A 26,089-nucleotide genomic window follows, 5' to 3' on the forward strand; every position below is an offset into this window, starting at 1 on the left:
TTAGACCCATTTCGGCCTGATCCGGGAAGCTAACGCGGGATTGGACCCGCGTCAGATCATCAGGTCACGACCGACCATGTCGAGGTCGCGATCAAATCCCCGCGTTCCAGCCCGGCGGAGCGGTGCTCGTGCACCTTGGCGTACTCCCGGGTCGTCACCATGTCGACGAAGGCCTGCGGGGTTGGGTACTCGACGATGAGAATCGCGTCCCACCAAGGTCGTTCGCCATCGCCGATCACCACCGATGGCGCACCCCCCGCATACCGCAGGGTGGCGCCCACGCGTTCCAGGTGTGGAGCCACTTCTCGACCGTATTGCACGTAGCTCTGCAGGCCGCCCTCCGGCTTGAACTTCAACAGGTTGACCATCACCACCGGCGCATCAACCGGTCGCGCCGCGAGCGCGGCGAACTGCTCGGGCGTCGGCTGCAAGCTGCTCATGTGAATCTCCCTGCGCTGGTTACCTTCTGAATACATGCGGGGGCGTGGTTACAGCAGATCCGTGATCGTCTTCAGGCCCGCGTCATAGAGCACACCGGGCAGCATCCCACCGTCGCACTCGATGGTGGTGCCGTTGACGAAGTCGGCCTGTCCACCGGCGAGGAAAACGCAGACCCGCCCGACTTCGGCGGGCTCGCCGGCGCGACGCAACGGGACGGCGGCGAAATACTCTGCGCCATCGGGGTCGTCCTTGGGTAGCACGAACGATCGGAAGTTCTCCGTCATCGTCGGGCCCAGGGCGATGCAGTTGACCCGCACCGTGGGCCCCCACTCTTCGGCCAGGGAGCGGGTGAGGTGGTTGAGACCGCTTTTGGCCGCGCCGTAGGAGACCAGGGTCGGAGACCCGGCCGGATGTCCGGCGCCGCTGGAGATGTTGATGATGCACCCGACGCCGTCCTGGGTTTGCATCTGCCGATAAGCGCGGATCGCGAACCACAATGGGCTGATGAGGTTCATCTGCACGGCGAAGGCGTGAAACAGGGCCGTGCGCGCGTAATCGTCGTCGGCGGCGGGCGCGCCCTGAATGCGTTGCACCAGTTCGGGAATGCTTTCGGCATGCGGCGCGGGAACGGTTCCTCCGGCATTGTTCACCAGGATGTCGACCCGACCGTGGGTAGCCACGACCCCGGCGACGAACGTGTCGATCGAGCCATGGTCACCCTGATCGCACACCTGTTGGGAAGCGCGGTCCGCCCACTCCGGTTCGATGCCGGGAATGGTGGGCAGCGGTGACCGCGAGCAGCCGATCACGGTCGCACCGGCGCGCAGCAGTTCATGGGCGATGCCCACGCCCACGCCGCGGCTGGTGCCGGTGACGATCGCGACCTTGCCGTCGAGGACGCCCATTAACAGACCCTCTCACGAAACCACCGATTGTTGACAGTCACTGTCATCCAGTCATAGCCTGCCATTTCATTCGCCGATGTGTAAAGAGCGCACCGTCCGGGAGGTCAATGATGAGCAGGCCAGCCAAATTCCGCGTCATCCAGTGGGCCACTGGGGGCGTGGGCAAAGCGGCGATCGGGTGCGTCATCAATCACCCACAGCTGGAGCTGGTGGGGTGCTGGGTGCACAGCGCGGACAAAAACGGTGTCGATGTCGGCCGGATCGTCGGCACACAGGAGCTTGGCGTCACCGCCACCACCAGCATCGACGAAATACTGGCGTTGGATGCCGACTGCGTCATGTACAGCCCGCTGATACCCAACGACGACGAAGTGATCGCCATTCTGCGGTCCGGCAAGAACGTGGTCACACCCGTTGGCTGGGTCTACCCCGACCCGGACAACAAGCGTCACCGGGCCGTCGCCGACGCCGCGACGGAAGGCGGTGTGACGCTGCATGGTTCGGGCATTCACCCCGGCGGCATCACAGAACGGTTCCCGCTCATGGTGTCCTCCCTGTCGTCGGCGATCACGCACGTGCGTGCCGAAGAGTTCTCCGACATCCGCACCTACAACGCGCCGGACGTGGTGCGCCACATCATGGGATTCGGGGGTACCCCGGAGGAAGCCACACAGGGGCCGATGGCCGGTCTGCTAGCAGGGGGTTTCAAGCAGTCGGTGCGGATGATCGCCGACCACATGGGCTTTCGCATCGATCCCGACATCAGGACGGTTCAGGACGTCGCCGTGGCGACCGCCGACATCGACTACGATCCCTTCCCGATCACGACCGGCACGGTGGCCGCACGCCGGTTCCGCTGGCAGGCCCTCGTCGATGGCGAGCCGGTCATCACCGCGGCGGTCAACTGGCTGATGGGTGAGGAAGATCTGGCCCCGGCCTGGAATTTCGGCGGGCGGGGTGAGCGCTTCGAGGTCGAGATCACCGGTGACCCCGACGTGAGTCTGACCTTCAAGGGTCTGCAACCGGAGACGATCGCGGAGGGCCTGGTGAAGAATCCGGGCGTCGTGGTCACCGCCAACCACTGCGTCAACGCCATTCCTGGCGTCTGCGCCGCCGAGCCGGGCATCAAGACCTATCTCGACTTGCCGCTGTTCGCCGGACGTCCGGCTCCCGGCCTCGCCGCGGGAAAGCCATGACCGAGTTCCTCGAAATGCAGCGGGGTGTAGGGCTGCAGATGGGACCCGCCAGATGAGCTACAGCCACCACGATTCGATGCGTGGGCACGTCGCGATCGTCACCGGTGCCGCCCAAGGCGTCGGAAAGGGCGTCGCCGCAGCGCTCCTCGAACGCGGTGCGGCGGTGCTACTGGTTGACATCCAGGAGGAGGTGCTGAACAGGACCGCCATCGAACTCGAGTCGATCGGGCGGATGGAACGGCTCGTCGCGGATTTGCGCGACCCGGACAGCGCGCAGCGTATCGTGGCCGCAGCGGTTGACGCTTTCGGCACGGTTCACGGCCTGGTCAACAACGCCATCGCCACCAACGAGCCGAAGGCGTTCGTCGACATCACCACCGAAGACCTGGCCCTCGGCTATGACGTGGGCCCCCGCGCGACGTTCCTGCTGATGCAGGCCGTGCACCCGTTGATGGTGGAGGCCGGCGGCGGATCGATCGTCAACCTCGGTTCGGGGACGGGCACGGGCGGCGAACCCAAGTGGGGCGGCTATGCCGCGGCCAAGGAAGGCATCCGCGGGCTGTCGAAGGTGGCCGCGCTGGAATGGGGGCGCGACAACATCCGTGTCAATGTCATCTGCCCCTTCGCCGAATCGGACGGCGTCAAGTTCTGGAAGTCGTTCGCGCCCAAGGAGTACGACAAGGCCGTGGGGCGGGTCCCGATGAAGCGTATCGGCGACGTCCGCACTGACGTGGGTGCGCTGGTGGCGTTCCTACTCGGCGATGACGCCACCTTCATCACCGGACAGACCATTCACGTCGACGGTGGGATCGGCTGCTTCCGATGACCGGCGAGTCGCTTCGCGACCGGCAGCGCGCGCAGATCCGGGCCGATATTCGGCGTGCGGCGTTTCGCCTATTCGTCGAGCGCGGGTACGACGCGGTGACTACAGAGGAGATCGCCACGGCCGCAGGCGTTTCGCCACGCACGTTCTTCCGGCATGTGCCGGCGAAAGAAGAACTTCTGCTCGCCCCGGTGCGATACGGTGGCGCCGCGATCGTCAATCTCCTCGAGGGGCGGCCCGCCGCCGAGCCACCCGATGTCGCCTTGATCAACGCCATCGTCACGCGGACCCGCTCATTCCAGCAGGCCGACACCGAGGAATGGCGCGAAGCCCTGCTGGTGGCGCCCGACCTGCTCGCCAAGGTCACGGTGCACCGGCCGGCCGATAAGGAGCGAGCCACCAAGCTGATCGCCGAACGGATGGGCGCCGACCCCGAGGCCGACATTCGTCCGGGCCTGCTGGTTCAACTCGCGTTCGCGGCCGCCGACTTCGCCTTTCAGCAGTGGGTGCGACGGTCGGGGACACCGTGGCCACTGGACCGCTACGTCACCGATGCGCTGGAGGCGGTCAAATCTGGGCACTGGAAACGGAAATGAGTTGTTCAGTGCCGCTGCAGCACTTCGGGATTGGCGAGCCGAATGGGCGTCCCGTCCAGCCACGCCAGCACCGATTCCACCGTTTCGGAGTAGAAGACGCCCAGCATTTCACGCGTGACATATCCCAGGTGGGGAGACAGCGTCACGTTTGAAAGCTGCCGCAGCCGATGGTCTTTCGGCAGCGGCTCGGTGTCATAGACGTCGAGGCCCGCCCCGGCGATGCGCCCGGTTTCCAGCGCGGCCAGCAGGGACGCCTCGTCGACGATCGGCCCCCTGGAGGTGTTGATCAGGTAGGCGTGTGGCTTCATCAGCGCCAGTTCCGCTTCGCCGACCAGTCCCCGGGTGCGTTCCGAGAGCACCAGGTGAATGGAGACCACGTCCGAGGATGCGAACAGCGTGGCCTTATCGACTCGGCGTGCGCCCGCACTCGCGGCGGCGTCCTCGGTGAGATTGCGACTCCACGCGATGACATCCATGTCAAAGGCCCTGGCGTACTCGGCCATGCGTCTGCCGACCCTGCCCAGCCCGAGCAGGCCGAGGGTCTTACCGGACAAGGTCATACCCGCGCTGGTCTGCCACCCGCCATCACGCATGCTGCGATGCTCTTCGGCGAGATTGCGCACCGTCGCAATCATCAGACCCCAGGCGAGTTCCGGCGTGGCGTCGCGCATGGACCTGAATCGGGGATGGGAAAAATCCGAGTGCGCCACCAGAATAGCGTGCTCGCCGGCCGCGGCCATGTCCATGTTCGGCAGGCTCCTGCCGACAATAGTGAGCAGCTTCAGGTTCGGTAGCCGCTCGATCAAGGTCCGCGGAAACGCCATTCGCTCTCGCAGGGTGCACACCACATCAAACGGCCGCAAGGCCTCGGCGGCCTCGTCTTCACCAAGGTGGCGGCCGAAAACGGTTACCTCGGCCCGCTTTTGCACCGGTGACCAGTCGCTAACCTGTAACGCCACGCCGGCGTAGTCGTCCAGAATCGCTACCTTGGGCATGCGGTCTCCCCACTCACCTGCATGACTCACTGGAACATCACGTCGCGGGCGCCGTCAAGGTCGCGACGGTGGTCTGCATGTGGGCCGACCCGTGGACATTGCCGAACACCCACCGCATATTCATCGAGTGGGCCTCGGCTCGCTGTATTTCTGCTCGGTCGGCATGGATGATCAGCGGCGCGCTCATGGCGCTCAACCCACCGCCGCACGATGTTCGCAGAGCGGCGGCGCTGCCGTTCATCGGCTGGATCACGCTGGCTTTCGGGGTCTACATAGCCATCAAAGCGTGTACACGACCGACATGGCGGGCTCAAGCGAACCGCCCCGCCATGAGCCGGATCACCGGTGGACGGCACACATCATGGAGCAGACCGCGTCCAACGAGCTGATCCGTCCACTGAGCGGGTATGTCGGCCCCCGCAGCGCGCTCTATCGTAAAGACCGTGTTTGCGAAGGTACTGGTCGCCAATCGCGGGGAGATAGCGATCCGCGCGTTCCGCGCGGCCTATGAGCTGGAAATAGGCACGGTCGCGATCTACCCCTATGAGGACCGCAATTCCGTGCATCGGCTCAAGGCCGACGAGTCCTATCAGATCGGCGAGGAGGGCCACCCGGTTCGCGCATACCTATCGGTCGACGACATCGTCGCGACGGCACAGGCTTGCGGAGCGGACGCGATTTATCCCGGCTACGGCTTCTTGTCGGAGAATCCGGACCTGGCGGCGGCGTGCGCGGCGGCGGGCATCACCTTCGTCGGCCCGAGCGCAGAGGTGCTCGAGCTCACGGGCAACAAGTCGCGGGCGGTCGCGGCGGCGCGCGAAGCCGGCCTTCCGGTGCTGGCTTCTTCGGCACCCTCGACGTCGGTCGACGAGCTGCTGGCGGCCGCCGAGTCGATGACCTTCCCGCTATTCGTCAAGGCGGTCGCCGGTGGCGGCGGACGGGGGATGCGCCGGGTGGTCGACACCGCCTCGCTGCCCGAGGCGATCGAGGCCGCCAGCCGCGAGGCCGAATCAGCGTTCGGGGATGCCTCGGTGTTCCTCGAGCAGGCGGTGATCGACCCGCGGCACATCGAGGTGCAAATCCTGGCCGACAGCCAGGGCAATGTCATGCACCTCTACGAGCGCGACTGCAGTGTGCAGCGCCGCCACCAGAAGGTCGTCGAGATTGCGCCGGCACCGAATCTGGACCCAGAGCTGCGCCAACAGATCTGCGCAGACGCGGTGACATTCGCGCGGAGCATCGGGTATACGTGTGCCGGCACGGTCGAATTCCTACTCGATGAACGCGGCAATCACGTGTTCATCGAGATGAATCCCCGAATCCAGGTGGAGCATACGGTCACCGAGGAGATCACCGATGTCGACCTGGTGTCGGCGCAGCTGCGCATCGCCGGGGGACAGAGCCTAAAAGACATTGGTTTGACCCAGGATTCGATCGTCCCCCACGGCGCGGCGTTGCAGTGCCGGATCACCACTGAGGATCCGGCGAACGGTTTCCGCCCGGACACCGGCCGAATCACCGCCTATCGCACGCCCGGCGGCGCGGGAATCCGGTTGGATGGCGGCACGACGCTGGGCGCCGATATCAGCGCCCACTTCGACTCGATGTTGATCAAATTGACATGCCGGGGCCGCGATTTCGCGACGGCCGTGCGCCGGGCACGACGCGCGGTCGCGGAGTTTCGGATCCGGGGTGTGTCGACGAATATTCCGTTCCTGCAAGCGGTCCTGGACGACCGTGATTTTCAGGCCGGCCGCATCACGACATCGTTCATCGAACAGCGCCCGCAGCTACTCACCGCGCGCGGCTCCGCTGACCGCGGCACCAAGATCCTCAACTATCTGGCCGACGTGACCGTCAACAAGCCGCACGGTGAGCGTCCGTCGACGGTGTACCCGCACGACAAGCTGCCAGACATCGATTTGTCTGTTGAGCCCCCGGACGGTTCCAAACAGCGGTTGACCGAACTCGGGCCGGAGCGATTTGCGGCCTGGTTGCGCCAGTCGGCCGGCGTCGGCGTCACCGATACCACGTTCCGCGACGCGCACCAATCCCTACTCGCCACCCGGGTCCGCACCAGCGGCCTGATCAAGGTGGCGCCCTATATCGCGCGGACCACACCGCAACTGCTGTCGATCGAATGCTGGGGCGGGGCGACTTACGATGTGGCGCTGCGGTTCCTGAAAGAAGACCCGTGGGAACGATTGGCGACGCTGCGCGAGGCGTTGCCCAACATCTGTCTGCAGATGCTGCTGCGCGGGCGCAACACCGTCGGCTACACCCCCTATCCGGAGACGGTGACGACGGCGTTCGTCGAGGAAGCGACGGCCACGGGCATCGATATCTTCCGGATCTTCGACGCGTTGAACAACGTCGACTCCATGCGGCCGGCGGTGGACGCCGTGCGCGAAACCGGCGCGGCGGTGGCCGAGGTGGCGATGTCCTACACCGGGGATCTGAGCGATCCGGCCGAAAAGCTTTACACGCTCGACTATTACCTGAAGCTGGCCGAACAGATCGTCGACGCGGGCGCCCACGTGCTGGCGATCAAGGACATGGCTGGGTTGCTGCGTGCGCCGGCGGCAGCGACGCTGGTCTCGGCGCTCAAGTCGCGATTCGACCTACCGGTACACGTGCATACCCACGACACCCCGGGCGGTCAGCTGGCCAGCTACGTGGCGGCGTGGCACGCCGGGGCCGACGCCGTCGACGGCGCCGCGGCCCCCCTAGCGGGAACCACCAGCCAGCCCGCACTGTCGTCCATCGTGGCCGCCGCGGCCAACACGACCTTCGACACCGGCTTATCGCTTTCAGCCGTCTGCGACCTGGAGCCGTATTGGGAAGCGCTCCGAAAGGTCTATGCGCCCTTTGAATCCGGGCTTCCCGCCCCAACGGGACGCGTCTACCACCACGAGATTCCGGGCGGCCAGCTGTCCAACCTGCGCCAGCAGGCGATCGCGCTGGGACTCGGCGATAGATTTGAGGATATCGAAAACGCCTACGCCGGAGCCGATGCCATCCTTGGACACCTCGTCAAGGTCACCCCCTCCAGCAAGGTGGTCGGTGACCTGGCGCTGGCACTGGTGGGAGCGGGCGTCAGCGCGCAAGAATTCGCCGACGATCCCGCACGGTACGACATCCCGGAGTCGGTGATCGGGTTTTTGCGCGGAGAACTCGGTGACCCACCGGGCGGCTGGCCCGAGCCGTTACGCACCAAGGCATTAGAGGGGCGCGGCCCGGCGAAACCCGAACAGGCGCTGTCGGCCGACGACGAAAAGGCGTTGGCCACCCCGGGCGTCGAGCGGCAGGCGGCGCTGAACCGGCTGCTGTTCCCCGGGCCGACCAAGGAGCTCGAGGACCATCGCGAACAGTACGGGGACACCTCGCGCCTGAGCGCCAACCAGTTCTTCTACGGACTGCGTCAGGGCGATGAACACCGCGTCGAGCTGGAGCGCGGTGTGGAGCTGTTGATCGGCCTGGAGGCCGTCTCAGACGCGGACGAACGCGGCATGCGCACCGTGATGTGCATACTCAACGGTCAATTACGACCCGTCCTGGTACGTGATCGCAGCGTCGCCTCGGACGTGCCCGCCGCCGAGAAGGCCGACCGTGCCAACCCGGATCACATCGCGGCGCCTTTTGCCGGCGTCGTGACTGTGACCACCGACGTCGGCCAGGAAGTCGAAGCCGGTCAGACGATCGCCACGATCGAGGCGATGAAGATGGAGGCGGCCGTCACCACCCCGAAGTCCGGAAAGGTCGCACGAATCGCGGTCTCGCAGACGGCACAGGTCGAAGGCGGTGACCTGTTGGTGGTGATCGACTAGCGGCGATCGCCGCCGTCAAGCGCGCCTGCCGTTGATCAGCGCCGAGCGCGCCAGCGTCCGCTCCGCCTGCTTCACGTGGGCAGCGTCGACCAGGACACCGTTCACGCCGGTCGCGCCGCGTCCGTTGGCCTCGGATTCCCGGTACGCAGCGACATTGGCTTCGGCCCTGGCGATTTCGTCGGCGGTCGGCGCGTAGACCTCGTTGGCGAAACTCGCCGGGGCTGTTGAATCAGATCAAGCAGGCCGCCCGGGTGGTGCCGAGCAATTTCCTCATCTTGTTCCCCGAGCATGAGAAGCACTCGCTTGACGGACATCAGGAGTCGCTCGACGCGCTCGGTGCCAAAGACGCCGAACGGGCCCGCACCATCGCCGAAAGACACGTGCTGGACGCCGGACGCTCGCTCGCCGACCGGCTGGAGCAGCGTGCGGTCACGCCCGGCGCGCCGCCTCCTGAGCCAGTTGAACGCGCGACGTGAGCCCGAGTTTCGTGTACACGTGGGTGAGGTGTGTTTGCACGGTCTTGGGTGAGACGAACAGCCGCTTGGCAATGTCCTTGTTGCTCAACCCTTCACAGACGAGGCGCACGACATCGTGCTCGGCAGGTGTCAACGACGCCCAGCCGCTGGACGGGCGCTTGCGCTCGCCGCGGCCACGCTGCGCGTAGGCGATCGCCTCCTCGGTCGACAACGCCGCCCCTTCGGCCCACGCCGCGTCGAAGTCCGCCTCATCCATCGCGTCGCGCAACGCCGCAACCGACGAATCGTAGCTGTCTTGATGGACCTTGAACCGCACGTTCTGGGTGCGCTGGCGGAAGGCGTCGGCGGCTCCGAAGAGGCGCGCGGCTTGCTGAGTGTCGATATCTCTGGCCAGTTCGGCGAGGCATTCAAGGATGCCGGCAAGCGGTTGATAAACCCCAGAGCTGGCGGCACAGGCAAGCGCATCATGGGCGTCACGTTCTGCGTTCCCTCGACTGCGCTCTGCGATAGCAACCCGAGCGCGGGCCAGTAGCGCCGCCACCAGGTGCCACCCCGTCGCCACCGAAGCCGCTTCGTCGGCCAAACTGCGCGCCAACACGAGGTCGCCCTCCGCCAGCGCCACTTCAATGGTGTTGAAGGCACGTTGCACCACTGCCATCTGGGGTTGGGACACACCGATGTGGTGCGAGGCCCGCTCGCTCGCGTCATGAGCGGCGCGGACGTCGCCCGCGGCCAGCGCCGCCACCGACGACGCCGCGTGGCCCATTCCCTTGAAAATTTCATCCATGTCCGACGCGGTCTCGAGTGCCTTATCTACCACAGCGCGCGCCGTATCGACGTCACCCTGGTGTGCCAGTGCCATAGCCAGACCCATCCCTGCGATTGGTTTGAGAAACTCGTCGTGATCGGCTTCGCACTCGGCGATTACCCTCTGGAATCGGGCAACGGCGGAGGCAACGTCGCCGTCCATCAACTGCACCCACGCGAGGTACAGGCGACACATCCGCGAGTTGGGCCGGTCGCCAATCGCATCCGCGATATCGCGACCTTCTTCACCGGCGGTGCGGGCCGCGATCGGGTCGCCCACGCTCACCCAGGTGTTCGCCTGCCAGGCGAGGATCCGGCTCAGGCTCCATCGATCGTCCAAACTGCGGGCATACACCATTGCCTCTGCGTAGTACTTTGCGGCCGCCTCCGCGTTGTAATGGACGGCGCCCGCGATCCAGCCACAGGCGGTCAACGTCCTTGCCAGCAGGGCCGGGTCACCGACTTCGCGAGCGATCGCCAGCCCGCGCTCGGCCCGATCGAAGCTGCCGCCGACAAACATGTTCAACACCGCCGCGTCGGCGAGCGCCCGGGCACGCACCGAGGCGGACACCTCGAGAGTGTTCAAATCGCGCTCTCCGAGAACGGTGTCGAACCATGCCCGGCCTTCCAGCACGCGTAAACGCGTGAGCCAAAGTGGTTGGAGCGAGGATGCCAGCGATAGCGCGCGCTCGGTATCGGATGTCTCCAGGTTCCATCCCAACGCGTTGCGCAGGTTGTCCATCTCGGCTTCCGCCTGATCTAGGCGCTGCGCGTAGTCAGTGCGGGCCGGCGCGTCGAGCAGCGCCGCCATCGCCGTGTAGTAGTCACAATGCCGCGACCGGACCACGTCGGCCTCGCCCGACTCCCCCAATTTCTCCAGCGCATATTGGCGCACGGTTTCGAGCAGCCGGTATCGCGTTCTTCCGCCGCTGTTTTCGGCAACCACCAGCGATTTGTCCACCAGCAACGTGAGCTGGTCCAGCACCTGGTAACGCTCGACACCATCGACTCCGGCGACCGCCTGCGCTGCGTCCAGGTCGAAACCACCCAGGAACACTGCCAACCTGCGGAACAAGATCCGCTCCGTATCGGTGAGCAGGGCGTGCGACCAATCCACCGACGCGCGCAACGTCTGCTGTCGACGCACCGACGTTCGCGCGCCTCCGGTGAGCAGACGGAAGCGGTCGTGCAGGCTGCCAAGGATCTCATCAACCGACAACGCGCGCATGCGCGCCGCGGCCAGTTCGATCGCCAATGGCATCCCATCCAGGCGCCGGCAGATCTCGGTGACCGCGCGGGCGTTGTCGTCGTTCACGGTGAAGCCACTTCTAACCAACCGCGCACGGTCGGCGAACAACTCGATGGCGTCGTCGGACAGTGACAGCGAGGGCACCTGCCAACCGGCTTCGCCCGTCACACCGAGCGGCTCACGGCTGGTGGCGAGCACGGTCAGCCGCGGTGCGGACCCGAGGAGGCCAGCGACCATCGCGGCGGACGAGTCGAGCAGATGTTCGCAGTTGTCCACCAGCAGCAGCATGTGGCGGTCGCGAAGATGCTGCTGCAGCGTGTCGATGGTGGATCGACCGGGCTGGTCGGGCAGCCCCAGCGCGCGTGCCGCGGCGACCGGCACGACATTGGGATGGGTGATGGGCGCCAGATCGACGTAACAGATTCCGTCGCCGTACTGCTCGGCGAGGGCCGACGCGACCTGCACGGCTAGGCGCGTCTTGCCCGCTCCGCCGGCTCCGGTGAGGGTGACCAGACGGTTGGTCGCCAGTGTTTCGCATAGGCCATGGATTTCCCACTGGCGCCCAACAAAATTCGTGAGTTGGGTTGGAAGATTATGAGAGACATGAGCTTTTGGTGTACGCAGTGGCGGGAAGTCATTGCGCAGGTCTGGGTGGCACAGCTGCACAACCCTTTCGGGACGGGGCAGGTCCCGAAGCGGATGGCTGCCCATGTCGGCCAGCGACACGTCCGGCGGAAGCTGATCGATGACCAACAGTTCCGTTGCACCCGACAACACCGTCTGTCCGCCGTGCGCGAGATCGCGCAGTCGGGCGGTGCGGTTGATCGTGGGACCGATGTAGTTGCCCTCATCGCGCAGGCGCACTTCCCCGGTGTTGATGCCGATGCGCAGCCGAATCGGCGCCAACGGGGCCCGCTGCAGGTCCAGGGCGCAGGCCACCGCGTCGGACGCGCGAGCAAAGGCGATCACGAAGCTGTCGCCCTCGCCCTGCTCGACCGGGCGGACTCCGTCGTGGGCCGCCACCACGTCCGTCAGCGTCTGGTCCAGCCGCGCGACAGCAACCGCCATTTCGTCCGGCTGGGTCTGCCACAGGCGCGTGGAGCCCTCGACGTCTGCCAGCAGCAACGTCACGGTTCCGGTCGGCAGCTCGCTCACGGCCAGGTCGCTCCACTCAGTCTCGCTCATGCTAGCCAGCATGCGGTGCTGCGGATCGCAGAACATCAGCAAAATTGCTGATGTTCCCTGGCGGCCATGTTCAGGTGGGTGTCTAACCCCGAGAGTAATTAGGTATTTCGCCCGATGGACTGGCGGCGGCGCCGACCAATAGTCGACGTCATGACAACCACCACTCCCGCACCGAGCATCTTTGACAGCACGTGGCCGACCTTCGCGTATCACGACGCGACAGACCCGGACGAGGCGCACCGCATCATCCGGCAAGCCCACCGGCAGGCGCCGATCGCGCTCGGTAAGTTCGGTCCCGAAATTCTCGACTATCGGATGGCCCGCACCGTGCTGCGCGATTCGCGGTTCGCCATACCGCGCGGCATCAGCCTGGTAGTGCAGGGCATCAACTCCGGACCGGTCTGGGACAAGGTCTGCCAGACGCTCATGTCGGTAGAGCCAAACCAACATCACCGGTTGCGCTGTTTGGTGGCAAGGGCTTTCACTCCCCGGGCGGCCGAGCGGATGCGCAGGGCGTGCATCGAGGTGATCAGCAAGCTGGTCGACCGGCACCGCGCCGCCGGCCACTGCGACATGGTCCGCGACATCGCCAGGCAGTACCCGGTTCCGATCATCTGCGCGTTGGTGGGCGCACCGGCTGAAGATTGGCAACTCTTCGCACGCTGGGCCGACGACCTCAGCAAAGCGTTCGGCGGCAACGTTGCGGCCGAGGAGTATGCCATTCTGCGGGCCTGGCGGGAGCTCGACGCTTACCTCGAAGAACTGATCTCACGCCGTCGCCGGTCGCTTGGCGACGATCTGATCTCCGACCTGGTCCGCGTCGAAGAGTACGGTGACCGACTCACCCACGACGAACTGGTCAATCTTGTTGCGATCCTTCTCAACGCAGGCACCGACACCACGCGAAACCAATTGGCGGCGGCGGTGCAGGCGCTGTGTGACCATCCGGACCAATGGACGTTGCTGGCCGACCATCCCGAGCTAGCACCGAAGGCGGTTGACGAACTCATTCGCTACTCACCGGTCGTCTTCGCCGCGCTGCGTGTCGCCACCAGCGATGTCGACCTGGATGGTGTTCAGGTGCCCCAAGGGGCATATGTCATGGTCAACACTGCCGCCGCCAATCGCGATCCGGCGATCTACGACGACCCTGATCGCCTCGACATCACACGCGAAGGCGCCGCGCCGGTCCTTACCTTCGGCGGTGGCGTCCACTACTGCCTCGGCGTCCATCTGGCTCGAATCGAGCTCGTCGAGGCGCTGCAGGTGATCACGCAACGGATAGCCAAACCTCGACGGGTCGGACCTGCACTGTGGAAGCCCCCCGCGGGGATCAGTGGTCCGACGTCACTCCCGCTCGCGTTCGACCCCTGACAGGCGAATCCCAACACACTTGATTCCAACGTCTTTCGACGCGTCAGGTCAGTGCGGGCAAGACCTTGTCCGTGAGCAACTGGACCGACTTCCACGCTTCGTCGACCGGCATGCCGCCGACCAACGGGTGCATGACGAGCGGCCCGAAATCATCGGCCTCACGCACCTCCGTGATCAGCTGGCCGGGAGTGAGAAAGCGGTATCGTCCCGATGCCCTGACCTGGTCAAGAGTCTGGACACCCGGCAAGTGCATGAGCGAACGCTGGTCGGTCGACCATTGACCGTAAGTGACTGCTTCCCAGAGGATGTGTTCACCCAGCTCGGCCCATGCCCTGTCCGGATCCTCGTGCAGGTAGATCATTCCGCGGTTGACCGGTCCCGGCATGAGGATGAACGGTGACGTGCCGGCCTCGGCGCACAGCTCGCGGTAGTAATCGGCGATGTCGGGCAAGTGGTCCGCCAAACTGAGCGGCAGCCGGAACCGGGCCGCGCGACGCGCCGTGGCACGAGTGCCGCCACCTACGTACAGCGGTGGATGCGGTCGCGTCCAGGTGCCGGTGCAGATTCCAGTTTCCGCATCAGCGCCGGACCAGACCGCCAGCATGCGTTCGAGCAGGCCATCCATCAGCACGCCACGCCGCCCGAAATCGATTCCTAGGGAGTCGTATTCGACGGGGCGATATCCGAGTCCCACGGTGGTGTGCAGACGGCCGCGGCTCATGTTGTCGACGAGTGCGATGTCTTCGGCGAGCCGCACGGGATTCCACAGCGGTCCCAGTGCGCAATCGACGCTGGCGATCAGTTTCGACGTCCGGGCCAAGAACATCGCCGCGGCCATGATCGGATTGCAGCTCCACCCGTGCCCGGTCGCGTGGTGCTCGTCGACGCTGATCGAGGTGATGCCGCGGGATTCCCCCCACTCCCCGAGCTCAAGGGCGGCGGACAAGAGCGTGGCCTCAGTGCGTGGATCGCCGTGCGGGGACGCGAAGTTGAAGCGCAGCACCGTCAACAAGATGTCCGGCTCCGCTACGCTTCCGGCCCGGCCGCCGCCTGCAGGAAGGCAGGAAAGTCCGGGAACAGTGCTCGATCGACGATCTCGATGCGGGTGCCCGCCGCGTCCACGTAGTAGGCGAATAGCGCTAAATCCGGCGGTGTGGTGTCGGCAGTTGCTTCGAAGGTGAAGCCGTTGTCCGCCAGTACCTTTGCACTCTCGGCCAGGTTGTCCGTCCAGTAGCCGAGGTGATGAATCGCGTTGCCGGGTGCCGCAGTCCACGCCGTCCCTGGTACCTCTTTGATCAGCTCGACGTGTGGAGGCTGCAGCGAGTAGACGAAAGTCGAAGTCACCTCTTGTGTTCCGCTCACCGTGCGAAACGGCAATGTGTAGCTCACGGGGCTGATCCAGCGGTAGCCGGCCAGCGCGCTCAGCCGGGCCATCGCCGCGTCGAGGTCGGGCACGATGATGCCGGTGTGGTAGAAGTCCTCGGGCCGTAGTGCGAATGCCGTCATGCGTTCCTCGCTATCTGATTGCGAAGCCAGGCACTTTCCCAGAAGTTGGTGCTGCTGGCGAGAAGTTTTTCATGGGCGTCCCGCAACACCTCGCGCGCCCCCGGATGGTCCGCGGGGAGAAGCGCGGCAAGGTGGATGGCATGCAACGCGCGATCGGCGGCCAGGTGCGCGCGGGCTCGATCCAGCAGCGCGTCGGCGCCGGCAAGCTCGACCACGTCGGCGGCGACGGCATCGAATCCGACGGGGTATAGCTCGGTGGTCGATTCGTGGTGGAACCAGCCCGAGTAGTTCTCCCAGATGGCCCGCACATCCCAGGCCACTTTGCCGTACCCTTGACCCACTTCGCATTCGGCGGGCAGGACGATTTCCCGCATCAAGGTGCGGACGTCCTTGCCGGCGTTCATTCCGGCGACGGTCTGATCGTGGATGCACTGAATCACGTCGCGCAGCCGAGTCAGTTCCGCGTCGATACGTTGGGCACCGGTGATCGGCTCGAAGTGACCGGTCACCAGCACCTCGGCCTGCAGGCTGCGGACCCTCTCCACCGAGGCGATAGCCGCCAACGCGTCCCGATAGCGATCGCCGCGCATGGTGACGAGATTCGGAATGTGGCCAAAGAGCGGCCCAAACGTGTTTCCACACAGACAGACTCGCTCGTCCGGCAGCCAGATCACCAGCGAGTCGGTGGTCTCGCCGCCGGGCACGGAGATCAACTCCATGCGCCGCCCGCCGACCTCCAACCAGAGGGTGTCGTGGAAGTCGATGTCGACGACGGGCACGCTCTGACCGGGCAACCGCGTAGTGCCCAAGCGCCGTTGGATGGCGTGGATACCGCTGGCCAGGGTGTCCTTGAAGGCGAAAGCGCTGCGGCTGGCCCGGTACGGGATCAGCCGATCGTTGTCGTCTCGCCAGGCCTTCCAATTCGCCTGCGCGACAACGGTCGTGTCGGGATCGCGCACGCTGTCCAGGCCACCGACATGATCCACATGGCCCTGCGTGAAGATGATGTAACGCACCGGTGAGGAGTCCACGGCGTCGAAGTTGGCGCGATGCACCGGTCCCTCGAAGCCCATGCCGGTGTTGACGATTACCCGGCCCTCGGTGGTCGTGAGCAGATACGAGTTGGACAAGCCCGGTGAGCACCATAAGCCCGGTGCGATCTGTTCGGCCTGCTCGGCCGACGCCGGGCGCATCGCCTCAGCGCCCGGTCTGTTCCGATAGACAGGCTCTGACATCGCTGGTGGCTCCTCTATTCGGGACGGACGTCGAACTTGTCGAAGTAGAAGTCGAAGCGACTGCGGAGCTCGTCCGCGGAGATGCCGAAATGCCGCTGCAGCTCATAACGGATTCGGCCGTGTTTGCCGCGCGGATTACCGTCCAGGTAGCGCTGAAAACGTTGTTGCACCTTGGGCGGTAAGTCGACAGCCGCGCACTGGTAAAGCCGCTCGAGCACCGCCATTTCGTTGCCGCCCAACTGGTGGAAGTTGATGTCGATGCTGCGGTCGGACGCCACCAGCTGGCGGTCACGTACGCAGGCGCTGAGCAGCCGGTACACGCGGTCACTCCAATAGTCCAGCAGCCACTGCGGGTCAATGCTGGTGCGGCGCAGCCGATCCGAGTAGGCCATCATGGTGATCGCCGACTGGATCACCGCGCCGGGGTCGCGGTGGGTGAAAGCCACTGTCGCGTCGGGAAAAGTCGCCATCAGCGGACCGAGCTGCTCGCAGTGCTGCGGACTCTTGAGCACCCAGGTGTGCGGCCCGCGCAGGAAGGTCAGCGCCTGCAACACCTTCCTCATGTAGGCATAGTGCCGGGTTTGGTCGAGGCCCAGATAGTAATCTCGCCAGTCAGGCACTCGGGCATGCCATTCCAGCACGTATGAGGCCAGATCGAGGTCAAGAAGCTCGACCTCCTCCTCGATCGCCTCGGGGTACCGGTCATGCATGGCGGCTACCACCGGCGCGCTCGCCATCAACGCATCGTGTTCTGACTTGGCACGCGCATAGCGGGGATCGACGCCGCAGATAGCCGGGCCCTGCCCGGGGGCGGGGATGGGATCCTGGCTCTCCCAATACGGCAGGGCACGCCGGCGGGGATCGGCGGCAATGAGATTCACCAGATGCGTGGTGCCCGAACGCGGCATCCCAACGACGATGAACGGTTTTTCGATCGGGATGGATTCGATCTCGGGGTACCGCTGGATGAGCTCGGTAAGTGACAACCGGTTGCGCAGCAGGCGCACGATTCGTTGGCGCAGCGAGCCCCGGGTGAGCTGGCGCAGGCCTTCGTCGGCTTCGATCGAGGCGACGTGCATCCGCAGGCGGTCAATGAAGCCATCGGCGTCGTCGAGGTCGGCGGTTGCGGGTGTCAAGCCGGCCTGCTCGATCGCCTCCGCGACCATCCTGTCGATGTCGAGGTCGACGGGCTCGGCTTCGGTGAATTCCAGGATCCGGCGCTGCACGTCGGTCAGCTGGGGCGCGGTCAAGTCGTCGAATTCGATGTCGTCCGCCACAGAACCCACCGGGACCCCTCTTTGACGCGTCAGGTGAGAGATATGACAGAGACGCTAGACGCGGCGCAGATGCGTCGCTCATCCGCCTCGCTCGCGGTCGCGCTACAGGTTGGCCAGGTCGTCGGGAACGTCGACCTTGTGTTCTTGCAGCGCCTCCAGCGGTACCACCTCAAGGGTGCTCTCGTGAGTTGCCGCCAACACCACCGGCGCGGCACAACCGTCGTCGTGGGCGCGTAGCCAGTTCAGCGCGGTCACGCACCAGCGGTCGCCCGGCAGCAGGCCGGGGAACCGATACTCGGGAACCGGCGTCAACAAGTCGTTGCCGATGGAGCGCTGGTGCTCCAAAAATTCGGCGGTCATCACCGCGCAGATTGTGTGGCGCCCGAGGTCCTGAGGGCCGGTCGAGCAACAGCCATCGCGGTAGAAGCCGGTCAGCGGGTCTGTGCTGCACGGTTCCAGCGGACCGCCTAACACATTTCGATCAGGCACCCGTTCAGTATTGCGCTCCCGGGGGTGAAGTTTGAGGCGATTCCGCCGACTGCCTTGATCGGGTTTTCCCGACGTGGCTAGCGGCGCCCGCCGGTGTGGACGCCTGCGCATCGGGCGTGTTAACTCGAAGCGATGTCGACACCGCCTAACCAACCCCTAAATGGGCCCGGTGAGCCGCCCTGGGGATGGCGGCCGCATGGTTACGGATCGCAGCCGGATCCGCACACCCCATCGCCGCCGCCGGGGTATCCGCCCCCTCAGGCCTACCCCGGATACTCCGGCTATCCGGGCCATCCCGGTTACCCAAGCCATGTTGACCCGCAGGCGCCCTTTGGGCGCGACCACGCTACCGGGCTGCCGCTTTCGGATAAGTCCGCCACCACCGCCGGCTTGCTTCAGCTTTTCCTTGGCATGTTCGGAATCGGTCGCTTCTACATCGACTCGACTCAGATTGCGGTGGCGCAGCTATGCCTTGGGCTGTTCGGAGTTCTCTTCAGCGTGTTCTGTTTAATCGGTCTGCCGGTTCTGCTCGGCAGCATCGTTTGGGCCATCGTCGACGCGATCATGATCTTCACCGGCAACGTCAAAGACAATCACGGTCGCAAGCTGCGGTAGGCATCCGAGAGCCCGCCGTCCTAGGGGCTTCTCATGATCGATTGCCCGACAACGTATTTGGTACACAGTCGGGGCGCATTTTAACCTCACCGGCAGGCATGACGCTGTGGGCTCGCCGATGGCCGATGGTCACGGATTGGTCACGATGACGAGCGAAGGTCACCGCTCGAGGATGCCCATGACGGCACCATAACGATCGTCATCTGAAGTCGTCGCGACGCGCTGAGCAAATCCCAGGGAAATGGCCCCGAAAACTTATCGTCACATCGTGGAACGACGTACGGCCTTGAAAATCCCTCTGTTATTGGCCGCGGGCGCCGCAGTTGCCCGGATGCCGCGGGCCGCCGCGGAGGAAGCGGGCCGATGGTCACCCGAGCGCGCCAATCGTTGGTATCAAGCGCAGGGCTGGCTCGTTGGATCGAACTACATTCCGGCGAGCGCCATCAACCAGCTCGAGATGTTCCAGCCTGACACCTTCGACCTGCGGCGCATCGATACCGAGCTTGGCTGGGCCCAGTTCTACGGCCACAACACCGCACGTGTGTTCCTTCACGATCAGCTTTGGGCGGCCGACCAGCGCGGCTTTCAAACTCGCCTCGGGCAATTCGTCGACATCGCGGCGCGTCACCGCATCAAACCGCTGTTGGTTTTCTTCGACTCCTGCTGGGATCCGCAACCCCGCGCAGGGCGCCAGCGGGCGCCGAGGCCCGGCGTGCACAACTCGGGCTGGGCGCAGAGCCCGGGCGCCGAACGCCTCGGTGATCCAAAGTACGTCCCGGTCATGCGTGACTACGTCACGGCGGTGATGACCCAATTCCGCAACGACGACCGAATTTTGGGCTGGGACCTGTGGAACGAACCCGACAACCCCGCGCGCCAGTACCGCAATGCCGAACGAAGCGACAAGGAGCAACTGGTCGCAAACCTGCTCCCCCAGGTCTTTCGCTGGGCCCGGGCCGTGGATCCCAGCCAGCCGCTGACAAGTGGTGTGTGGCGGGGTGATTGGGGACAGCCGCAGGGACGCAGCGCAATCAGTGACATACAGCTCGCCAACGCCGACGTGATCACCTTCCACTCCTACGCGGGACCAGCTGGGTTCGAGAACCGGATCAACGAACTCACCCCGTTGGGCCGGCCGATCCTGTGCACGGAATACATGGCGCGACCCCAGGGCAGCACCGTCCAATCAATTCTGCCGGTGGCAAAGCGCCACAACGTCGGCGCGATCAACTGGGGTTTGGTGGCCGGCAAGACGCAGACCTACTTCCCCTGGGATTCATGGGATCACCCTTACACCTCGGTCCCTAAAGTGTGGTTCCACGATCTGATCCGGCCCGAGGGGCGACCGTTCCAAGACATCGAAGCGCTGACGGTTCGAAAGCTGGCCGGCAGCCAGACCTGAATCAGGTGAGTTCGCCGCCGCCGTTCCGGTATTAGGGTTCTACCAGCACAGAAGCGGGCTGCGATGCGCGTCGGTGTTTGTCGGCGGCGGGCGGCACCATGCAGCTGATAAACCTGAGCGAGGCCGAGCTCATCGCGTCGGGCGGGGCGATCCGTGGGCGATCAACCAGAGCCTGCAGGCCGGCAGCCCCCTTCAGATTTCACTGCTGGCGGAGACCGTTCATGGCGCGGGGCGGCACACCGCCGAGGCCGACCGCGCCTTCGAGGAGGCCCAGAGACGCTTCACCGAATCTTGGAACCACATGCTGGTGGCCATCCCATCAAGGCCGCCGATGAAGTACAGCGGGGTGACCAAATCCCTTGGCGCACAAACCGAGCAATCCGCAACGCCTACTCAGACACTTTGCGGAAGTCGATGGACGTTCTGGATACCGCCGGCTGCGACCCCCGGACAACGGTCGACACCCGGATGCAAAGCCCGTTGAAGCCGGGTGAGGCAAGAAACCTGGGCCCGATCGCCGGGACCGGCGGTATCCCAGGCATCCCAGGGATCGGGGCGGCGGACCTGGGAGAAGTGGTGGAGGTAGCTTCAGAAGCTGCGTCGTAAAGAAGACAAACGCACGTGGGCGTCACCACCTTCGCAACCGCCGTCAGCGGCAGCAAAACGTCCCACGAGGCACCGGCAGCTAGACGGCGACGTGGTCGGCGCAGTCGACTCGCAGGTCCGAGATAGACATTGGTGTGTCATAGAACTTACAGCGGTAGCTGCGCGCACCGGTCTGGGATGTTTCGAGTTGGACGCAGGTGCTGCAGGCACGCACGACGGGAAGCATCTGTGCGTCATGGAGTTTGGCCATCACAACGAGGAGCGTGTCGAGCAACCGTTCGGCTTCGGAGCGGTCGAGTTTGGATGTGGCGATCTCGGCAGGTGCGGTCCAGCGTGCCAGCTCGGTCGCGGTTTTGCGGCCGGCCGGGGTGAGTACCAGGCCGTGGCGGCGGCGGTCGTCGGGGTCTGGGGTGCGCACCACCAAGCCTTTGCGGACCAGTGCGGCGATTGCGTCGCTGACGGTGGGATCGGCCACGTTGAGTTCGCGGGCCAGCGCTGTGCTACGTGCCGCAGGCGGCGGTCCGACGTAAAGCCAACTGAGCACCCGCATTTGGGTGCTCGACAGATCATGTATTTCGGCGGCCCGCCTGGCCAGGACGTGCAGAGCGCCGCCGACTCGGTCGAGCGCGGCGACGATCTTGGAGTCCAGGCTTCGGTGGCGTGCGCCGTCGGATTTCAGAACACAACCTCGCTCAGCTTGTCCGTGGCGACGTCAAAGACGAAGCCACATACGGATTCGTGCTTGGTGACGAACGGGCCGGCCTCGATACGGCGCAGCGACTGGCGGACGTCATCCTTGGGGTCGAACGTGCCCGCATATGTGGCGTTGTCGGCCAGGTATTCGCCGGTGACCATCACTGTGACCTCTTCCTCGGTGCTTGCCGTCGAGTTGGCGTCCGCCATCGCAGCGTATTTGGGGCGCGCCTAGCACCCGACGTTGCGAATCACCGTGATCGTAACGCTTAGGACTCCTTGGGGTTTATTGCATCATGGTCTCATTCGCGTCATCAACGCAGTTCAACGCGGCTCAAGCCCGACCGAGGACGACATATGCCCAAACTTTCCCGCAGCGATTGGTACGACCTGGCTCGCGACACCGACTGGACGCTTCGCTACGTCACCGAGGACGAAGTGTTTCCCGAAGAGCTTTCGGGCACGCACCGGGTCTCCTCGGAGGCCTGGCTCAAGTGGGACGAGCCATACAAAGTCGGTTACCGCGAGTACGTGCACAATCAGGTCACCAAGGACACCACGACGTACTCGCTGAAGAACGCCATCGGACGATCGAAGCTGTTCGAGCAACTCGACCCGGGATGGAAGTCGGTCATCGTGGCGCATTACGGCGCCATCACCATGCCCGAATACCTGGCGTCCATCGGTGAAGCGCGGATGGGAAGGTTCGGCCGCTCGGCGGCCTGGCGTAACACCGCGACCTTCGGCACCCTCGACGAGGTCCGCCATGGCCAGATCCAGGCGTTCTTCCCCTACGGCCTACTCGCCAAAGAGCCGCGAGGCGATTGGGCACTCAAGGCGTTTCACACCAACAACTGGATCGTGCTCGCGGTGCGCTACTTGTTCGACGACATGTTCGTGGCCAACGACGCGTTGTCGATCGCGCTGCAGTTGACCTTCACCCTGGAGACCGGGTTCACCAACCTGCAGTTCCTCGGCATGGCCGCCGACGCCATCGACGTCGGCGATCTGGAATTCGGCGCGCTGATCAGCTCCATCCAGACCGACGAGGCCCGCCACGCCCAGCAGGGCGAGCCCACGATCAAGGTGCTCACCGACAACGGTGAGGCCGAGTGGGGCCAGTTCCTCATCGACCACATGTTCTGGCGGTCGTGGCGCATCTTCGCTCTGCTGACGGGTCTGTCGATGGATTACTACACGCCGCTAAAGAGCCGGCGGATGAGTTTCAAAGAATTCATCGAGGACTGGGTGGTCAAGCAGTTCGCCGACCAGTTCCGCGACTACGGGCTCGAATTCCCCTGGTACTGGCAGGAATTCATCGACGAGCTGACCTGGTATCACCATGCCATCCATTTGGGTGTGTGGTACTACCGGCCCACCGTGTGGTGGAACCCCGACGCGGGCGTCTCCGAGGCGGAGCGGCTGTGGCTGGAGGAGAAGTACCCGGGCTGGAACCGCGATTTCGGCAAGCAGTGGGATGTCATCACCGACAACATCCGCGACGGCGACATCGACGCCACCCTGCCTGAGACGCTGCCGATCACCTGCAACCTGTGCCAGTTGCCGATCGTGCGAGCCGCCGGGGTGATCGTCGGCGCGCACACCGATGCCGCTCCACTGACGCACGTGCACAACGACCGCAAGTACCTGTTCTGCTCGGAGCCGTGCCGGTGGATCTTCACCCAACGGCCCGACCGGTTCGCCGGCCACCAGTCGCTGATCGATCGGGTCCTGTCCGGCGAGATCAGCCCACCCGACCTCGGCACCGTCTTGCAGTACTTCGGGCTGTCGGCCGACGAACAGGGCCAAGACGCCGACAACTACGGGTGGGCACGCAACGGTGCACGCCACGGATCGAAGGGCTGACAATCGTGGCGCTGCTTCCCCTGACTGCTCTGTTCGAGGGCGACGTGCTCGAACTGCTCATCCCCGTCGATGACGCCGACAGCGTCGAAGCTGTCAGCGCAGCGATCGCCCATCACGTGGTCGGTCACCGCGTCGCCGAACGCGATGCCCCAATCCGGCTGCGGCACAACGGCAACGTGCTGGACCCCAAAGCGGGAATCGGGGCGTCCGGAGTCGGGCCACTGGACCACGTCGAGGTGTTCTATGACCAGCGCTAGCACCTGGACCCCGGTGGCCACCCTCGATGATCTCTGGGAGGGCGAGGTGGCGGAATTCCAGGTGGGGGGTCGATCGATCCTGCTCGCCCACCTGCGCAGCGGAGAAATCCGCGCCTATGACGGTTTGTGCCCGCACGCCGGGTTCCCGCTGGCTGACGGCGACGTCGACGGCGACATCTTGACGTGCAGCGCCCACAGCTGGGAATTCGACCTCGCCAGCGGCGCCGGGGTGAACCCGGCCGACTGCCGGCTGCACACCCACCCGGTTCGCCTCGACGGCGACCAGATCGCCGTGTCGCTCACCGAAGGAGACCACCGATGACCGCCGCTGCAGAACAGGACAAACTCGTCGGTCCGGTCGTGCGCGGTTTCGACCCCGACATCGTCGCCGCCCTGGCCGACGCCGTCGTCTCCGACAATCCCAACGCCGCCATCACCATTGAGGACCACGGCGGCTATGTCCGCATCCACGCACCGCGATTCCTGCGCGTCACCCGCGCGAGCCTGGAATCAGCTGCAGGCCAACCGTTCCCGCTGGCCACCCTGGAGCCGGCACTGGTGGCATTCGCCGGCCGTATCCGCTACATCGGCGACGACGAACTGCACTGGTACCTGGATCGAGAGGACTGACACATGACCGCCGCGAAAACCCGACCACTCAAGACCTGGAGCATCGCCGGCGACACCCGGCGCAAACCCACCGAGTACGAAGCCGTCACCGGCAGATTCCACTATCACTTCAACCGCCGGCCGGCTCCCTTCGACCTCGATCCCGGCAGCGCCATCAACCGCTGGTATCTAAAACATCGCGAAGGCTCACCACTGCAGGCCGAAAGCTGGGAAGGCTTCCGAGATCCGGCTGCGCTGAACTACCGCCGCTACATCGCGCTGCAACACGACCGCGAGGTCTACGCCGAGGGCGTGGTCGACCACTACGAGGCACTCGACGGCGACGGCAAGCTCGATCCCGCCTGGATCGAGACCCTCGCCCGCATCTACGTGCCCGCCCGCTACTTGTTTCATGTCCTGCAGATCACCAGCCTTTACGTCGGACAGCTCGCGCCGAGCGCGTACATCACCAACGCGGCGTTCTTCCAAGCCGCCGACGAACTACGGGCATTGCAGTGGATCGCCTACCGTGCCAAGTCGCTGTCGCTCACCCACGGCACGCATTTGGCCAATACCGAAGCGACTCGGCGAACCTGGGAGACCGACCAGGCTTGGCAGCCCGCCCGCGAGACGCTGGAACGCCTGCTGCTGGCCTACGACTGGGGCGAGGCCTTCACCGCGCTGAACTTGGTGGTCAAACCAGCGCTCGACGCGTTGTTCAAAGAGGCGTTCGTCGCGCTGGCGACCGACCGTGGCGACGGCCTGACGGCGGCGCTGCTGCAGGAATCCGGCGTCGATACCACCCGCAACCAAGCCTGGAGCGCCGCACTCGCCCGCTACGCGCTGACCGCCAATTCCACCAACGGTGCGGTCATCGACGGCTGGATCGAAAAATGGCGCCCCCGCGCCGACCGGGCCGTCGCCGGCCTCGCCGACGCCCTGCCGGATCCCGGCGCTACCCGGGAGCGGGTCGCGCGCTCCGTCGCCGCATTCACCGACGAGTGGGCGGGCTAGTCACACCGACCACTCCGTAGACACCGTTACTGCCCCGGATGATGCGAAACGAAACGGCTTGGTGCAGCGTATTTTACGACGCCGCGAAGTCACCGACGGCGGTCATCTTGTTGCCGTCCCAGGCGGTGGCGAAGCCGCCCGCGTTATATGCACAATTCAGGATGATCGTACGGTGTGGGGGACTTTGCATCCACATATCGAGGGCTTTGTTGGGATTCGCGGCGGATCCGGTGCCCCAGAAGACGATCTCGCCCGAGTACCTGCTCCGATAGCCCGCATCCGTGATGCGCGCCTGCGGCGAAGAGCCATCCGAACCGATGTGTCCGTTTACCCCGCTGCGCAGCATGTCGTCGGCGTGGCGCTGGGCCGCTTCGGCCAACCGCGGATCGTCACTGATAGGCCCGCATCCCTGACGAAGCTGGTTGACTCCGCTGTACAGCACGGTCCCCGAATCGTCCGCGCGCGCTGGGAAGTTGGATAAGGTTCCGGGAGTCGTGACGAAGGCAGTACAAATCGCGATGACGGCGATGCTCTCGACGTTCCTGGCCATGATGCCTCGTGCCATGCGCCCGTTGGACTGCTTTTGGTATCCAAATGTTATCCGTTGTCAACCAAGAACGATGACGAATCGCAAATCCGTCGGCGC

The 26,089-nt window shown here is 65.0% G+C and carries 24 protein-coding genes and 5 pseudogenes; 15 read left to right on the forward strand and 14 right to left on the reverse strand.

Annotated elements, in window-relative coordinates:
- Positions 1-59: 59 nt before the first annotated feature.
- Together AC5Y4F_RS19920 and AC5Y4F_RS19925 are read right to left on the reverse strand one after the other, a co-directional pair.
- On the reverse strand, positions 60-440 hold the full coding sequence (locus AC5Y4F_RS19920; RefSeq protein ID WP_067932464.1) for a DUF1330 domain-containing protein: 381 nt from the start codon (positions 438-440) through the stop codon (positions 60-62).
- Positions 441-488: 48 nt separating this feature from the next.
- A complete protein-coding gene (locus tag AC5Y4F_RS19925) occupies positions 489-1,346 on the reverse strand; it encodes an SDR family oxidoreductase (RefSeq protein ID WP_067932466.1) in 858 nt (285 codons plus the stop codon).
- 110 nt (positions 1,347-1,456) lie between these two features.
- Between AC5Y4F_RS19925 and AC5Y4F_RS19930 the strand changes: the two genes are divergently transcribed.
- The 3 genes from AC5Y4F_RS19930 to AC5Y4F_RS19940 are packed head-to-tail and all read left to right on the forward strand — an operon-like array spanning position 1,457 to position 3,961.
- Complete coding sequence (locus tag AC5Y4F_RS19930) at positions 1,457-2,542, forward strand: NAD(P)H-dependent amine dehydrogenase family protein (RefSeq protein WP_499998084.1); 1,086 nt, start codon at positions 1,457-1,459, stop codon at positions 2,540-2,542.
- Positions 2,543-2,594: 52 nt separating this feature from the next.
- On the forward strand, positions 2,595-3,368 hold the full coding sequence (locus AC5Y4F_RS19935; RefSeq protein WP_067932467.1) for an SDR family NAD(P)-dependent oxidoreductase: 774 nt from the start codon (positions 2,595-2,597) through the stop codon (positions 3,366-3,368).
- Entirely contained in the window at positions 3,365-3,961 is a 597-nt protein-coding gene (locus AC5Y4F_RS19940; protein WP_067932469.1) for a TetR/AcrR family transcriptional regulator, read from the forward strand. Before AC5Y4F_RS19935 ends, AC5Y4F_RS19940 begins: the two co-directional genes overlap by 4 nt.
- 5 nt (positions 3,962-3,966) lie before the next feature.
- On the opposite strand, the gene AC5Y4F_RS19945 is transcribed toward AC5Y4F_RS19940, so the two are convergent.
- Both AC5Y4F_RS19945 and AC5Y4F_RS19950 read right to left on the reverse strand, forming a co-directional pair.
- Complete coding sequence (locus AC5Y4F_RS19945) at positions 3,967-4,956, reverse strand: D-2-hydroxyacid dehydrogenase family protein (RefSeq protein WP_499998004.1); 990 nt, start codon at positions 4,954-4,956, stop codon at positions 3,967-3,969.
- A 37-nt stretch (positions 4,957-4,993) separates the two neighbouring features.
- The gene (locus AC5Y4F_RS19950) at positions 4,994-5,143 is read right to left on the reverse strand and encodes a hypothetical protein (protein WP_499998005.1); all 150 of its coding nucleotides are present in this window, start codon (positions 5,141-5,143) and stop codon (positions 4,994-4,996) included.
- 256 nt (positions 5,144-5,399) lie between these two features.
- Between AC5Y4F_RS19950 and AC5Y4F_RS19955 the strand changes: the two genes are divergently transcribed.
- Positions 5,400-8,783, forward strand: a complete 3,384-nt coding sequence (locus AC5Y4F_RS19955; RefSeq protein ID WP_499998007.1) for a pyruvate carboxylase — start codon at positions 5,400-5,402, stop codon at positions 8,781-8,783.
- 15 nt (positions 8,784-8,798) lie between these two features.
- Here AC5Y4F_RS19955 and AC5Y4F_RS19960 read toward each other — a convergent pair.
- Positions 8,799-8,990, reverse strand: a pseudogene (locus tag AC5Y4F_RS19960) (HpcH/HpaI aldolase/citrate lyase family protein); the annotation flags it as partial.
- Between the two features lie 5 nt (positions 8,991-8,995).
- Between AC5Y4F_RS19960 and AC5Y4F_RS19965 the strand changes: the two are divergent.
- Positions 8,996-9,259, forward strand: a pseudogene (locus AC5Y4F_RS19965) (GntR family transcriptional regulator); the annotation flags it as partial.
- Here AC5Y4F_RS19965 and AC5Y4F_RS19970 read toward each other — a convergent pair.
- Positions 9,213-12,500, reverse strand: coding sequence for a LuxR C-terminal-related transcriptional regulator (locus tag AC5Y4F_RS19970; protein WP_499998009.1), 3,288 nt, complete (start codon positions 12,498-12,500; stop codon positions 9,213-9,215). The pseudogene AC5Y4F_RS19965 and the gene AC5Y4F_RS19970 overlap by 47 nt on opposite strands.
- A 150-nt stretch (positions 12,501-12,650) precedes the next feature.
- On the opposite strand from AC5Y4F_RS19970, the gene AC5Y4F_RS19975 reads away from it, so the two are divergent.
- Entirely contained in the window at positions 12,651-13,874 is a 1,224-nt protein-coding gene (locus tag AC5Y4F_RS19975) for a cytochrome P450 (RefSeq protein WP_499998011.1), read from the forward strand.
- A 43-nt stretch (positions 13,875-13,917) separates the two neighbouring features.
- Here AC5Y4F_RS19975 and AC5Y4F_RS19980 read toward each other — a convergent pair whose 3' ends face one another.
- From AC5Y4F_RS19980 to AC5Y4F_RS20000, 5 genes are all read right to left on the reverse strand, one after another.
- Entirely contained in the window at positions 13,918-14,889 is a 972-nt protein-coding gene (locus tag AC5Y4F_RS19980) for an LLM class flavin-dependent oxidoreductase (protein ID WP_499998086.1), read from the reverse strand.
- Positions 14,890-14,900: 11 nt separating this feature from the next.
- Positions 14,901-15,380, reverse strand: a complete 480-nt coding sequence (locus tag AC5Y4F_RS19985; RefSeq protein ID WP_067932477.1) for a VOC family protein — start codon at positions 15,378-15,380, stop codon at positions 14,901-14,903.
- A complete protein-coding gene (locus tag AC5Y4F_RS19990; protein ID WP_499998013.1) occupies positions 15,377-16,615 on the reverse strand; it encodes an MBL fold metallo-hydrolase in 1,239 nt (412 codons plus the stop codon). Before AC5Y4F_RS19990 ends, AC5Y4F_RS19985 begins: the two co-directional genes overlap by 4 nt.
- Positions 16,616-16,629: 14 nt before the next feature.
- Complete coding sequence (locus AC5Y4F_RS19995) at positions 16,630-17,901, reverse strand: sulfotransferase family protein (RefSeq protein WP_499998015.1); 1,272 nt, start codon at positions 17,899-17,901, stop codon at positions 16,630-16,632.
- Between the two features lie 93 nt (positions 17,902-17,994).
- Positions 17,995-18,381, reverse strand: a complete 387-nt coding sequence (locus AC5Y4F_RS20000) for a DUF2237 family protein (protein ID WP_067932483.1) — start codon at positions 18,379-18,381, stop codon at positions 17,995-17,997.
- A 132-nt stretch (positions 18,382-18,513) separates the two neighbouring features.
- Here AC5Y4F_RS20000 and AC5Y4F_RS20005 point away from each other — a divergent pair, with 132 nt between their 5' ends.
- From AC5Y4F_RS20005 to AC5Y4F_RS20020, 4 genes and pseudogenes are all read left to right on the forward strand, one after another.
- Complete coding sequence (locus AC5Y4F_RS20005) at positions 18,514-18,996, forward strand: TM2 domain-containing protein (protein ID WP_067932486.1); 483 nt, start codon at positions 18,514-18,516, stop codon at positions 18,994-18,996.
- 268 nt (positions 18,997-19,264) lie between these two features.
- Positions 19,265-20,398, forward strand: a complete 1,134-nt coding sequence (locus AC5Y4F_RS20010; RefSeq protein ID WP_067932488.1) for a cellulase family glycosylhydrolase — start codon at positions 19,265-19,267, stop codon at positions 20,396-20,398.
- Between the two features lie 73 nt (positions 20,399-20,471).
- Positions 20,472-20,717: pseudogene (locus tag AC5Y4F_RS20015) on the forward strand (putative alpha/beta hydrolase); the annotation flags it as partial.
- A 56-nt stretch (positions 20,718-20,773) separates the two neighbouring features.
- A pseudogene (locus AC5Y4F_RS20020) lies at positions 20,774-20,992 on the forward strand (DUF4185 domain-containing protein); the annotation flags it as partial.
- A gap of 91 nt (positions 20,993-21,083) precedes the next feature.
- Here the strand turns inward: AC5Y4F_RS20020 and AC5Y4F_RS20025 are convergent.
- Positions 21,084-21,653: a MarR family winged helix-turn-helix transcriptional regulator gene (locus tag AC5Y4F_RS20025; RefSeq protein WP_369829685.1), complete on the reverse strand. Its 570-nt coding sequence runs from the start codon at positions 21,651-21,653 to the stop codon at positions 21,084-21,086.
- A 26-nt stretch (positions 21,654-21,679) separates the two neighbouring features.
- A pseudogene (locus tag AC5Y4F_RS20030) lies at positions 21,680-21,808 on the reverse strand (carbonic anhydrase); the annotation flags it as partial.
- A gap of 246 nt (positions 21,809-22,054) precedes the next feature.
- Between AC5Y4F_RS20030 and AC5Y4F_RS20035 the strand changes: the two are divergent.
- The 5 genes from AC5Y4F_RS20035 to AC5Y4F_RS20055 are packed head-to-tail and all read left to right on the forward strand — an operon-like array spanning position 22,055 to position 25,443.
- The gene (locus AC5Y4F_RS20035; protein WP_499998018.1) at positions 22,055-23,563 is read left to right on the forward strand and encodes a ferritin family protein; all 1,509 of its coding nucleotides are present in this window, start codon (positions 22,055-22,057) and stop codon (positions 23,561-23,563) included.
- 5 nt (positions 23,564-23,568) lie between these two features.
- Positions 23,569-23,820: a toluene-4-monooxygenase system B family protein gene (locus AC5Y4F_RS20040; protein ID WP_067932494.1), complete on the forward strand. Its 252-nt coding sequence runs from the start codon at positions 23,569-23,571 to the stop codon at positions 23,818-23,820.
- Positions 23,807-24,142: a Rieske 2Fe-2S domain-containing protein gene (locus tag AC5Y4F_RS20045; protein WP_499998021.1), complete on the forward strand. Its 336-nt coding sequence runs from the start codon at positions 23,807-23,809 to the stop codon at positions 24,140-24,142. Before AC5Y4F_RS20040 ends, AC5Y4F_RS20045 begins: the two co-directional genes overlap by 14 nt.
- Positions 24,139-24,450, forward strand: coding sequence for an MmoB/DmpM family protein (locus AC5Y4F_RS20050; protein WP_067932498.1), 312 nt, complete (start codon positions 24,139-24,141; stop codon positions 24,448-24,450). Before AC5Y4F_RS20045 ends, AC5Y4F_RS20050 begins: the two co-directional genes overlap by 4 nt.
- A gap of 3 nt (positions 24,451-24,453) precedes the next feature.
- A complete protein-coding gene (locus AC5Y4F_RS20055; RefSeq protein WP_067932500.1) occupies positions 24,454-25,443 on the forward strand; it encodes an aromatic/alkene monooxygenase hydroxylase subunit beta in 990 nt (329 codons plus the stop codon).
- 73 nt (positions 25,444-25,516) lie between these two features.
- On the opposite strand, the gene AC5Y4F_RS20060 is transcribed toward AC5Y4F_RS20055, so the two are convergent.
- Positions 25,517-25,993: a CAP domain-containing protein gene (locus AC5Y4F_RS20060; RefSeq protein WP_499998024.1), complete on the reverse strand. Its 477-nt coding sequence runs from the start codon at positions 25,991-25,993 to the stop codon at positions 25,517-25,519.
- Between the last annotated feature and the right edge of the window lie 96 nt (positions 25,994-26,089).

This window comes from Mycobacterium sp. NGS56, from assembly GCF_059812425.1.

Excerpts from the sequence above, each read along its gene's own strand:
- AC5Y4F_RS19920 (WP_067932464.1), bottom strand. The coding sequence starts at position 440 with ATGAGCAGCTTGCAGCCGACGCCCGAGCAGTTCGCCGCGCTCGCGGCG.
- AC5Y4F_RS19925 (WP_067932466.1), bottom strand. The coding sequence starts at position 1,346 with ATGGGCGTCCTCGACGGCAAGGTCGCGATCGTCACCGGCACCAGCCGC.
- AC5Y4F_RS19930 (WP_499998084.1), top strand. The coding sequence starts at position 1,457 with ATGAGCAGGCCAGCCAAATTCCGCGTCATCCAGTGGGCCACTGGGGGC.
- AC5Y4F_RS19935 (WP_067932467.1), top strand. The coding sequence starts at position 2,595 with ATGAGCTACAGCCACCACGATTCGATGCGTGGGCACGTCGCGATCGTC.
- AC5Y4F_RS19940 (WP_067932469.1), top strand. The coding sequence starts at position 3,365 with ATGACCGGCGAGTCGCTTCGCGACCGGCAGCGCGCGCAGATCCGGGCC.
- AC5Y4F_RS19945 (WP_499998004.1), bottom strand. The coding sequence starts at position 4,956 with ATGCCCAAGGTAGCGATTCTGGACGACTACGCCGGCGTGGCGTTACAG.
- AC5Y4F_RS19950 (WP_499998005.1), bottom strand. The coding sequence starts at position 5,143 with ATGAGCGCGCCGCTGATCATCCATGCCGACCGAGCAGAAATACAGCGA.
- AC5Y4F_RS19970 (WP_499998009.1), bottom strand. The coding sequence starts at position 12,500 with ATGAGCGAGACTGAGTGGAGCGACCTGGCCGTGAGCGAGCTGCCGACC.
- AC5Y4F_RS19975 (WP_499998011.1), top strand. The coding sequence starts at position 12,651 with ATGACAACCACCACTCCCGCACCGAGCATCTTTGACAGCACGTGGCCG.
- AC5Y4F_RS19985 (WP_067932477.1), bottom strand. The coding sequence starts at position 15,380 with ATGACGGCATTCGCACTACGGCCCGAGGACTTCTACCACACCGGCATC.
- AC5Y4F_RS19990 (WP_499998013.1), bottom strand. The coding sequence starts at position 16,615 with ATGTCAGAGCCTGTCTATCGGAACAGACCGGGCGCTGAGGCGATGCGC.
- AC5Y4F_RS20005 (WP_067932486.1), top strand. The coding sequence starts at position 18,514 with ATGTCGACACCGCCTAACCAACCCCTAAATGGGCCCGGTGAGCCGCCC.
- AC5Y4F_RS20035 (WP_499998018.1), top strand. The coding sequence starts at position 22,055 with ATGCCCAAACTTTCCCGCAGCGATTGGTACGACCTGGCTCGCGACACC.
- AC5Y4F_RS20045 (WP_499998021.1), top strand. The coding sequence starts at position 23,807 with ATGACCAGCGCTAGCACCTGGACCCCGGTGGCCACCCTCGATGATCTC.
- AC5Y4F_RS20050 (WP_067932498.1), top strand. The coding sequence starts at position 24,139 with ATGACCGCCGCTGCAGAACAGGACAAACTCGTCGGTCCGGTCGTGCGC.
- AC5Y4F_RS20055 (WP_067932500.1), top strand. The coding sequence starts at position 24,454 with ATGACCGCCGCGAAAACCCGACCACTCAAGACCTGGAGCATCGCCGGC.
- AC5Y4F_RS20060 (WP_499998024.1), bottom strand. The coding sequence starts at position 25,993 with ATGGCCAGGAACGTCGAGAGCATCGCCGTCATCGCGATTTGTACTGCC.